At 71.4% G+C, this 9,730-nt stretch carries 10 protein-coding genes; 4 read left to right on the forward strand and 6 right to left on the reverse strand.

Annotated features, from left to right (window positions below; translation table 11 throughout):
• Positions 1 to 42: 42 nt before the first annotated feature.
• Positions 43 to 462, reverse strand: a complete 420-nt coding sequence (locus ACIBJF_RS34760; RefSeq protein ID WP_399179811.1) for a hypothetical protein — start codon at positions 460 to 462, stop codon at positions 43 to 45.
• A 449-nt stretch (positions 463 to 911) separates the two neighbouring features.
• On the opposite strand from ACIBJF_RS34760, the gene ACIBJF_RS34765 reads away from it, so the two are divergent.
• Positions 912 to 1,685, forward strand: a complete 774-nt coding sequence (locus ACIBJF_RS34765; RefSeq protein WP_399179812.1) for a LuxR C-terminal-related transcriptional regulator — start codon at positions 912 to 914, stop codon at positions 1,683 to 1,685.
• On the opposite strand, the gene tamR is transcribed toward ACIBJF_RS34765, so the two are convergent.
• Positions 1,644 to 2,141, reverse strand: coding sequence for a MarR family transcriptional regulator TamR (tamR, locus tag ACIBJF_RS34770; RefSeq protein ID WP_365726829.1), 498 nt, complete (start codon positions 2,139 to 2,141; stop codon positions 1,644 to 1,646). The two genes, ACIBJF_RS34765 and tamR, sit on opposite strands and share 42 nt — an antisense overlap.
• Before the next feature lie 88 nt (positions 2,142 to 2,229).
• Between tamR and ACIBJF_RS34775 the strand changes: the two genes are divergently transcribed.
• Both ACIBJF_RS34775 and ACIBJF_RS34780 read left to right on the forward strand, forming a co-directional pair.
• On the forward strand, positions 2,230 to 3,054 hold the full coding sequence (locus ACIBJF_RS34775) for a trans-aconitate 2-methyltransferase (RefSeq protein WP_399179814.1): 825 nt from the start codon (positions 2,230 to 2,232) through the stop codon (positions 3,052 to 3,054).
• 2 nt (positions 3,055 to 3,056) lie between these two features.
• On the forward strand, positions 3,057 to 3,416 hold the full coding sequence (locus ACIBJF_RS34780; RefSeq protein ID WP_399179817.1) for a VOC family protein: 360 nt from the start codon (positions 3,057 to 3,059) through the stop codon (positions 3,414 to 3,416).
• On the opposite strand, the gene ACIBJF_RS34785 is transcribed toward ACIBJF_RS34780, so the two are convergent.
• The 3 genes from ACIBJF_RS34785 to ACIBJF_RS34795 all read right to left on the reverse strand — a co-directional run bounded on the left by ACIBJF_RS34785 (position 3,365) and on the right by ACIBJF_RS34795 (position 5,923).
• Entirely contained in the window at positions 3,365 to 3,832 is a 468-nt protein-coding gene (locus ACIBJF_RS34785; RefSeq protein WP_399179819.1) for a hypothetical protein, read from the reverse strand. The two genes, ACIBJF_RS34780 and ACIBJF_RS34785, sit on opposite strands and share 52 nt — an antisense overlap.
• 409 nt (positions 3,833 to 4,241) lie before the next feature.
• Positions 4,242 to 4,919, reverse strand: a complete 678-nt coding sequence (locus ACIBJF_RS34790; RefSeq protein WP_399179821.1) for a TetR family transcriptional regulator — start codon at positions 4,917 to 4,919, stop codon at positions 4,242 to 4,244.
• Entirely contained in the window at positions 4,916 to 5,923 is a 1,008-nt protein-coding gene (locus ACIBJF_RS34795) for an acyl-CoA desaturase (protein ID WP_399179823.1), read from the reverse strand. Before ACIBJF_RS34795 ends, ACIBJF_RS34790 begins: the two co-directional genes overlap by 4 nt.
• 301 nt (positions 5,924 to 6,224) lie before the next feature.
• Here ACIBJF_RS34795 and ppc point away from each other — a divergent pair, with 301 nt between their 5' ends.
• Complete coding sequence (gene ppc, locus ACIBJF_RS34800; protein WP_399179825.1) at positions 6,225 to 8,957, forward strand: phosphoenolpyruvate carboxylase; 2,733 nt, start codon at positions 6,225 to 6,227, stop codon at positions 8,955 to 8,957.
• Between the two features lie 70 nt (positions 8,958 to 9,027).
• Here the strand turns inward: ppc and ACIBJF_RS34805 are convergent, their stop codons facing one another.
• Positions 9,028 to 9,642 carry an LPXTG cell wall anchor domain-containing protein gene (locus ACIBJF_RS34805; RefSeq protein WP_399179826.1) on the reverse strand — a complete coding sequence of 205 codons (615 nt, stop codon included), beginning with the start codon at positions 9,640 to 9,642 and terminating at the stop codon, positions 9,028 to 9,030.
• Between the last annotated feature and the right edge of the window lie 88 nt (positions 9,643 to 9,730).

Raw genomic sequence — 9,730 nt, forward strand, 5'->3', positions numbered from 1 at the left:
CGGCCCCGCACACGCTCGGCGTGTGCGGGGCCGGTGTTGTTGCTAGTAGTTGGGGTTGCCGTCCCAGCTGGACTCGTCGCAGCCCAGGATCGTGCTGCCCTCGGCGACGCAGACCTGGATGCGCAGCGCCACGATGCCGCGGTTGTCCTGCAGGGAGGTCGGCCACGTCTGCTCGGTGTCGGCGCCGGTGTAGACGTAGTGCCACGCGTAGCTGTGCACCGTCCTGCTCGGGTCGACGGACTGCACACGCAGCTGGGCGTGGTGGCCGTCCGGGCGCGTGTCGGCCAGCGTCAGGTAGATCTGGGGGGCGATGTAGTGGCCGTCGTAGGTGAAGGTCGCGGAGCCCTTCGCCCCGGTGACGCTTGCGCCGACGTCACCGGCCGCCGCGGGGCTCGCGGCGAAGGCGACGGCGCCGAGGGCGGCGGCACCCACGGTGAGGATGCGGCTGAGCTTCTTCTTCAAGGTTCACTCCGTCTTCAAGATCGGTTGACGCGCCGCAAGAATCGTAAGAGAGGCATGTCCATGACCATCGGCGAGAGAATGATCTTGTGATGGACATAACAACGCGGTCGGCCCGGAGCGGATCACGTCGGGCTTTGTCGACTTCCGCCTCAATATGAAACATGCGGCACATCAAAACCGCGCTGGACGGCCAGTTCTGCAAATCTCCTTCCGCTGCGTGCTCCCGTCCGTACTCTGTGGAACAGCACCGGTGGGGGCCGGTGCTGATCAGGGGGCGAGACAGGCGGGTACGGAACCCGCGGTGGGGGTAGCAGTTTCCGCGACGGCGGCGGCCGCGCGGTGCGTGTCCTTTCCGTGGATGTCCGTGCCCGCGCGGGTCGTCGTTCTCCGGGCCCTTTCCGGACCTTGGTTGTCCCCTGCTCCGCGCGGAGCCTGGGGAAGGGGGTTTCGTGGTTCGTATCCGAGTCCTGGTCGTCGACGACCACCGCATCTTCGCCGAGTCGCTCGCGGCCGCCCTGGCCGCCGAGCCGGACGTCGAGGTCTCCGCGGCCGGCAGCGGCCCGGCCGCGCTGCGCTGCCTGGAGCGGGCGGCCGGTGAGGGCCGCCGCTTCGACGTGCTGCTGGTCGACGCCGACCTGGGCGCCCAGGTGCCCGGCACCCGCCCGGCCGTTCCCGTGCCGGTGCAGAGGGGCGGCGAGGAGGGGCTGGTCGACGGGATCTCGCTCGTCGCCGGGGTCCGGGCCGCCCAGCCTGCCGTGCGGATCGTCGTGCTCGCCGAGAAGGACGACTCCCGGCGGGCGGCGCTCGCGCTGCAGGCCGGTGCCTCCGGGTGGGTCGCCAAGGACTGCTCGCTGTCCCGGCTGCTGACGGTGATCCGGGGCGTGCTGCGCGACGAGACCCATCTGCCGCCCGCCCTGCTCACCGGCGTGCTCAGGGAGCTGACGGCCGCCCGCCGGCACCGCACCGAGAGCGAGCGGCTGGTGGAGTCCCTCACCCCGCGCGAGCGGGAGGTGCTGCGCTGCATGGTCGCGGGCCTCGGCCGCAAGGCCGTCGCCGAGCGGCTGTTCCTCTCCCCGCACACCGTGCGCACCCACATGCAGAACGTCCTCGGCAAGCTGGGCGTCCACTCGACCCTGGCCGCCGTCGCACTCGCCCGCCGCGCGGGGGTCGGACCGGCCGAACTAACCGGGGATGTTGTCGAACGGGGCGGTCAACTGGCGTAGCAGACCGGCCAGTTCCGCGCGCTGGGCGCGGGACAGCTCGGCGAGGATCGCCCGCTCCTGCTCCAGCAGGCCCGCCAGCGCCTGGTCGGCGCGGTCCCGGCCGGTGTCGGTCAGCCGGACCAGCACACCCCGCCGGTCGCTCGGGTCGGGCAGCCGCTCCACCAGGCCCTTCTTGGCCAGCCGGTCGATCCGGTTGGTCATCGTGCCCGAGGTGACCAGGGTCTGGGTCAGCAGCTGACCGGGGGAGAGCTGGTACGGCGTGCCCGCGCGCCTGAGCGCGGTCAGCACATCGAACTCCCACGGCTCCAGCTGATGCTCGGCGAAGGCGAGCCGGCGCGCACGGTCCAGATGCCGGGCGAGCCGGCTCACCCGGCTGAGCACTTCCAGCGGGTCCACGTCGAGGTCCGGACGTTCCCGGCGCCACGCTGCGACCAGCCGATCGACCTCGTCCTCCATGGAGATCAGTGTAGTGGTTGTGTCGACGTGAAGTCTCTTGATATCAACTTTCTTGACATCGAGATAAATGGGGGAGGACAGTGGTGCCATGACGACCCCCATCTGGGACCCCGGGCAGTACCTGCGGCACGCCGGTCACCGGGCCCGTCCCTTCGCCGACCTCCTCGCCCGCGTCCCCGCCCTGCCCACGGGGCCGCCCGCGGGGCGGCCCCGCATCGCCGACCTCGGCTGCGGCCCGGGCAACGTCACCGCCCGGCTCACCGAACGCTGGCCCGCCGCCCACGTCACCGGCTACGACAACTCCCCGGAGATGCTCGATACGGCCCGCACCGAGTACGAGGGCCCCACGGCCGGCGGCGGACGGCTGGACTTCGCCCACGCCGACGTGCGCACCTGGGTGCCCGGGGAGCGTCACGACCTGATCGTCTCCAACGCGACCCTCCAGTGGGTGCCGGACCACGCCGACCGCTTCGCCGACTGGATCGCCGGGCTGAGGCCGGGCGGCGCCTTCGCCTTCCAGGTGCCCGACAACATCGACGCCCCGCTGCACGCCCTGATGCGCGAACTCGCCGGGAGTCCCCGCTGGAAGTCCCGCCTCGCCGACGTCCTGCGCCGCACCGACTCCGTGCACACCCCCGGCGCCTACCTGGACCGCCTCGCCCGCCTCGGCTGCGCGACCGACGTGTGGCAGACGACGTACTTCCACGTCCTGCAGGGCGAGGATCCCGTCCTGGACTGGGTGAAGGGCACCGGCCTGCGGCCCGCGCTGACCGCGCTCGCCGACGACCCCGAGGCGCGCGAGGGGTTCCTGGCCGAGTACCGGGACCTGCTGCGGCAGGCCTACCCCCGCGCGCCGTACGGCACGGTCCTGCCCTTTCGCCGGCTGTTCGCCGTCGCCGTGAAGGAGGGCTGAGCGTGCTCGCCGCGGTCGATCATGTGCAGCTGGCGGCCCCGCCCGGGTCGGAGGACGCGCTGCGGGCGTACTACGTCGACATCCTCGGGATGACGGAGATCCCCAAGCCGCCCGTCCTCGCGGCGCGCGGCGGCTGCTGGTTCCGGGCCGGGGCCGTGCAGCTCCACCTGGGCGTCGAGGAGGACTTCCGGCCCGCGAAGAAGGCCCACCCGGGGCTGCGGGTGACGGACATCGAGGCGTACGCGGCCCGGCTCACCGCCAGGGGCGCGAAGGTGACCTGGGACGACAACCTCCCCGGCCATCTCCGCTTCTACTCGCAGGACCCCGTGGGCAACCGCCTGGAGTTCCTCCAGCCCCGGTAACCGGCCAGGGTGCCCCTGGCGAGCGGGATCGCGAGCGCGAGCGGTATCAGCGGGGAGAGGGCCCGGCCCGCCTTGTTCCAGCCGCCCTGGTCCACCGGGACCCAGGTACCCCAGGGCTCCTGGGCCACCTTCACCGGCATGAGGACCGGGTACGAGGTGAAACCGGTCGCAGTGATCCGGCGCGTCCCGCCACCGGTGGCAGCCAGTCCCGCGCAGTCCCAGCCGCCACTGGTGTGGCCGCCGCGCGAGGTGGTGGAGGGCCCGGTCGTCCAGCAGTGCGTGGTCCGCATGGCCAGCGGGCGCCCCATCAGCCCCAGGTGCCCGACGGCCGAGCCGGCCAGAAAGACGGTCGCGCCGAACAGCCCCGCGGCGAGCACACCGGCGACGACCGTCCCGAACTTCTGCTTCCGCCCCATGGAAACCGCACGCACCTTGACCACCGCCCGATCGTACGAACACACCGCCCGGCTTCGGCCGGTGGGGGCCGACGCCGCGGGGTACACCCGTCGTCCCGGTGCCTGTCGGCCGGGGGAGCGTCCCGTGCCGGGCACCTGTCGGTGGGACCAACCCCGCGCCCGGCGCCTGTGACGGGGGCTCCCGGGGGCTCCGCCCGTCGCCCGTCGCCTGCCGGCGGGGAAGGGCAAGGTCCAGTGTCAGCGCCCGTCGGCGGGGGCAACGTCCCGTGCTGGGTGCCTGTTGGTGGGATCAGCGCCCCGCTCGGTATCCGTCGGCGGGGGGTCACGGCCGGCGGCTCAGGAGGGACAGGCCGCGTGCCCGGTGCCCGTCGTCGGGGTCGCGCCCGGCACCCGGCCCCGCGAGCCGGTGTCAAGCCTTCCGGTGTCCGATCAGCCGTGGTTTCTGTTCCAGGCCGTCCAGGCCGTGCCATGCCAGGTTCACCAGATGCGCCGCCACCTCCGCCTTCTTCGGGCGGCGCACGTCCAGCCACCACTGGCCGGTCAGGGCGACCATGCCGACCAGCGCCTGCGCGTACAGCGGTGCCAGCTTCGGGTCGAAGCCGCGGGACTTGAACTCGCGGCCCAGGATGTCCTCCACCTGGGTGGCGATGTCGGAGATGAGGGAGGCGAAGGACCCCGTCGACTGGGGGATGGGTGAGTCACGGACCAGGATGCGGAAGCCGTCCGTGTACTCCTCGATGTAGTCCAGCAGCGCGAACGCGGCCTGCTCGCACAGTTCGCGCGGGTGGCCGGCGGTCAGGGAGCCGGTCACCATGTCCAGCAGGCGGCGCATCTCGCGGTCCACCACCACCGCGTACAGGCCCTCCTTGCCGCCGAAGTGCTCGTACACCACCGGCTTGGACACCCCGGCCTTCGCCGCGATCTCCTCCACCGAGGTGCCCTCGAAACCCTTCGCCGCGAAGAGGGTGCGACCGATCTCCAGCAGCTGCTGGCGGCGCTCCGCACCGGTCATACGGGTCCGGCGGGTCCGCCGCGGTTTGTCGTTGCTGGAGGTGCTGCTGGAGTCGGTCGCCACGGCGTCAATCATGCCGCCTTCGCGGTCTCCCTCCGGCGCCGGGAGCCGTCCTGGTCGGTGTTGCGGCGCGAATCGATACGCGAGCGTGACGGCCAGCGCACGTCGTACGCCCAGCCGAGCAGCTCGAAGATGCGGATGAACCGCGCCGAGGAGTCGATCTGGCCGCGCATCACACCGTGCCGCGCCGAGGTCGGGTCGGCGTGGTGCAGGTTGTGCCAGGACTCGCCGCACGACAGCACCGCCAGCCACCACACGTTGCCCGAACGGTCCCGCGACTTGAACGGCCGCTTGCCCACCGCGTGACAGATCGAGTTGATCGACCACGTCACATGGTGCAGCAACGCCACCCGTACGAGGGAACCCCAGAAGAACGCGGTGAACGCGCCCCACCAGGACATCGTCACCAGACCGCCGATCAGCGGCGGCAGGAGCAGGGAGACGATCGTCCAGTACACGAACTGGCGGGAGATCGCCCGGATCGCCGGGTCCTTGATCAGGTCCGGCGCGTACTTGTCCTGCGGGGTCTGCTCCTCGTCGAACATCCAGCCGATGTGGGCCCACCACAGGCCCTTGACCAGCGCCGGAACCGTCTCGCCGAACCGCCACGGAGAGTGCGGGTCACCCTCCGCGTCGGAGAACTTGTGGTGCTTGCGGTGATCGGCCACCCAGCGCACCAGAGGACCCTCGACCGCCAGCGAACCCATGATCGCCAGCGCGATCCGCAGCGGCCGCTTGGCCTTGAACGAACCGTGGGTGAAGTACCGGTGGAAACCGATCGTGATGCCGTGGCACCCCAGGAAGTAGAAGAACACCAGCAGGCCCAGATCGAGCCAGCTCACCCCCCAGCCCCAGGCCAGCGGCACGGCCGCCACGAGCGCCAGGAACGGCACGGTGATGAACAAAAGCAGCGTGATCTGCTCGATCGAGCGCTTCTGCTCGCCACCCAGCGTGGCGGACGGGATCGGACTGTCGTCGGCCTTACGGGCTTCTTCGATCACATCGGAACTTGAGGTCATGCGCGTCCCCTGTGGGGTCGAGGGTCGAGGCAGATGCCGCACCGCCGGGACCGGACGGGAGGCGACGGTACTTCCCTACGGTTCCGTAACCTACGGCGTCGTAAGTATGGCAGCGTGTCGAGCGGCGGCAAGAGCCCCGGAGCCTGCGCGTCCCCATCGACACCTATCCTTGAACTCGGTCGGACAGCGCGGTCCGCTGAAGTTTCCTTCCCGGACACTCCGGCACGTATGCGGCGCTCGCCGCGCGGCAGCCGGCCGGGTTCCCTCCAGACGAGCTTCCACACTGCAAGGAGCCGCACCTGTGAGCAGTGCCGACGACCAGACCACCACGACCAGCAGCGAGCTGCGCGCCGACATCCGCCGGCTGGGTGATCTCCTGGGCGAGACCCTCGTACGGCAGGAAGGACCCGAGCTCCTCGACCTGGTCGAGAAGGTCCGCCGTCTCACCCGTGAGGACGGCGAGGCCGCCGCCGAGCTGCTGCGCGGCACCGAACTGGAAACCGCGGCCAAGCTGGTGCGCGCCTTCTCCACCTACTTCCACCTCGCCAACGTCACCGAACAGGTGCACCGCGGCCGCGAACTGCGCGCCCGGCGCGCCGCCGAGGGCGGACTCCTCGCCCGCACCGCCGACCGCCTCAAGGACGCCGACCCCGCGCACCTGAAGCAGACCGTCCAGAACCTGAACGTCCGCCCGGTGTTCACGGCGCACCCCACCGAGGCCGCGCGCCGCTCGGTGCTGAACAAGCTCCGGCGCATCGCCGCGCTCCTGGAGACCCCCGTCCAGGGCTCCGACCGCCGCCGCCACGACGTCCGCCTCGCCGAGAACATCGACCTCGTGTGGCAGACCGACGAGCTGCGCGTCGTACGCCCCGAGCCCGCCGACGAGGCCCGCAACGCCATCTACTACCTCGACGAGCTGCACGCCGAGGCCGTCGGCGACGTCCTGGAGGACCTGACCGCGGAACTGGAGCGCGTCGGCGTCAAGCTCCCCGACGACACCCGCCCGCTCACCTTCGGCACCTGGATCGGCGGCGACCGCGACGGCAACCCCAACGTCACCCCCCAGGTCACCTGGGACGTCCTCATCCTCCAGCACGAGCACGGCATCAACGACGCCCTGGAGATGATCGACGAGCTGCGCGGCCTGCTCTCCAACTCCATCCGCTACACCGGCGCCACCGAAGAGCTCCTGAAGTCCCTCGAGCAGGACCTGGAGGTGCTCCCCGAGATCAGCCCCCGCTACAAGCGCCTCAACGCCGAGGAGCCCTACCGGCTCAAGGCCACCTGCATCCGGCAGAAGCTGGAGAACACCAAGCAGCGCCTCGCCCGGGGCATCCCGCACGAGGCGGGCCGCGACTACCTCGGCACCAGCGAGCTGCTGAAGGACCTCACGATCATCCAAGCCTCGCTGCGCGAGCACCGCGGCGGCCTGCTCGCCGACGGCCGCCTCGCCCGCACCATCCGCACCCTCGCCGCCTTCGGCCTCCAGCTCGCCACCATGGACGTCCGCGAACACGCCGACGCCCACCACCACGCCCTCGGCCAGCTCTTCGACCGCCTCGGCGAGGAGTCCTGGTGCTACGCCGACATGCCCCGCGAGTACCGCGCCAAGCTCCTCGCCAAGGAACTGCGCTCCCGCCGCCCGCTCGCCCCCACCCCGGCGCCCGTCGACGCCGCCGGGCGCAAGACCCTCGGCGTCTTCGAGACCGTCAGGAAGGCCCTGGAGGTCTTCGGCCCCGAGGTCGTCGAGTCCTACATCATCTCCATGTGCCAGGGCGCCGACGACGTCTTCGCCGCCGCCGTCCTCGCCCGCGAGGCCGGCCTGATGGACCTCCACGCCGGCTGGGCGAAGATCGGCATCGTCCCCCTGCTGGAGACCACCGACGAGCTGCGCGCCGCCGACACCATCCTCGAGGACATGCTCTCCGACCCGTCCTACCGGCGCCTGGTCGCGCTGCGCGGCGACGTCCAGGAGGTCATGCTCGGCTACTCCGACTCCTCCAAGTTCGGCGGCATCACCACCAGCCAGTGGGAGATCCACCGCGCCCAGCGCCGCCTGCGCGACGTCGCCCACCGCTACGGCGTACGCCTGCGCCTCTTCCACGGCCGCGGCGGCACCGTCGGCCGCGGCGGCGGCCCCTCCCACGACGCCATCCTCGCCCAGCCCTGGGGCACCCTCGAAGGCGAGATCAAGGTCACCGAGCAGGGCGAGGTCATCTCCGACAAGTACCTCATCCCCTCCCTCGCCCGGGAGAACCTGGAACTGACCGTCGCGGCCACCCTGCAGGCCTCCGCCCTGCACACCGCCCCCCGCCAGTCCGACGAGGCCCTCGCCCGCTGGGACGCCGCCATGGACGTGGTGTCGGACGCCGCCCACGCGGCCTACCGCCGCCTGGTGGAGGACCCCGACCTCCCGGCGTACTTCTTCGCCTCCACCCCGGTCGACCAGCTCGCCGAACTCCACCTCGGCTCCCGCCCCTCCCGGCGCCCCGACTCCGGCGCCGGCCTCGACGGCCTGCGCGCCATCCCCTGGGTGTTCGGCTGGACCCAGTCCCGGCAGATCGTCCCCGGCTGGTTCGGCGTGGGATCGGGACTGAAGGCCCTGCGCGAGGCGGGCCTCGACACCGTCCTGGACGAGATGCACCAGCAGTGGCACTTCTTCCGGAACTTCATCTCCAACGTCGAGATGACCCTCGCCAAGACCGACCTCAGGATCGCCCGGCACTACGTCGACACCCTCGTCCCCGACGACCTCAAGCACGTCTTCGACACCATCAGGGCCGAACACGAACTGACCGTCCGCGAGGTCCTGCGGATCACCGGTGAACAGGACCTGCTGGACGCCCAGCCCGTCCTCAAGCAGACCTTCGCCATCCGCGACGCCTACCTGGACCCCATCTCCTACCTCCAGGTCACCCTGCTCAAGCGCCAGCGCGACGCGGCGGCCGCGGGCACCGACCCCGACCCGCTGCTCTCCCGCGCCCTGCTCCTCACCGTCAACGGCGTGGCGGCCGGCCTGCGCAACACCGGCTGACCCGCCGCCGGAGCACAAAGGTGCTCCCGAGGTCGTACGACCCCGGGAGCACCACCCTTTCCGGCTCCGGTCAGCCGCGCGCCTTCCGGCGCCGCACCACCAGGTAGCCGCCCGCACCGACCAGCACCGCCGCGGCACCCGACAGCGCCGCCACCGGAACGCCGTTGCCGGTCTCGGCGAGACCACCGCCACCGCCCTGCGCGGACGGCGAGGAGGACGCAGCGGGAGACGAGGAGGACCCCGGAGCAGAGGCCGACGGGGACGGCGACGACGACGCGGACGCCGACGAGGACGGCGCCGGCGAGGACGGCGCCGGCGACGCGCTCGACGTCGCGCTGGACGACGGACCCGACGACGGCGTACCTCCACCACCGCCGGAGCCCTCGCAGTTCGTCCAGAACACCTTGTGCTTGGCCGCGCCCTTCTCGCCGTCGAAGTTCCAGAACAGCTTGTAGTGCCCGTCCGGCAACGTCATGTCCGACGTGCGGCCGTGCCCGTCGGCGTCCAGGGCCAGGGCACCCGACCTCACCGTCGTGCCCTTCGTGCCACCGGTCGGGGCCCACACCTCGATGTGCCAGTCGACCTGCTGGCCACCGTCGAAGTGGAAGGCGTCCAGGTAGAACGAGCACACGTGCGGCTCATTGCGCTGGTCGTACTCGTCCGTCGAGGACTTGTGGATCTTCACCGGGTTCCTCCGAGGATGCCCCGGCCTTCAGGCCGGGGAGGAATCGGACTCCTGCGGAGCAGGGCAGGGATAGCCGGATCGCCGTCAG

Source organism: Streptomyces sp. NPDC050743 (assembly GCF_044456925.1).
Lineage (GTDB): Bacteria > Actinomycetota > Actinomycetes > Streptomycetales > Streptomycetaceae > Streptomyces.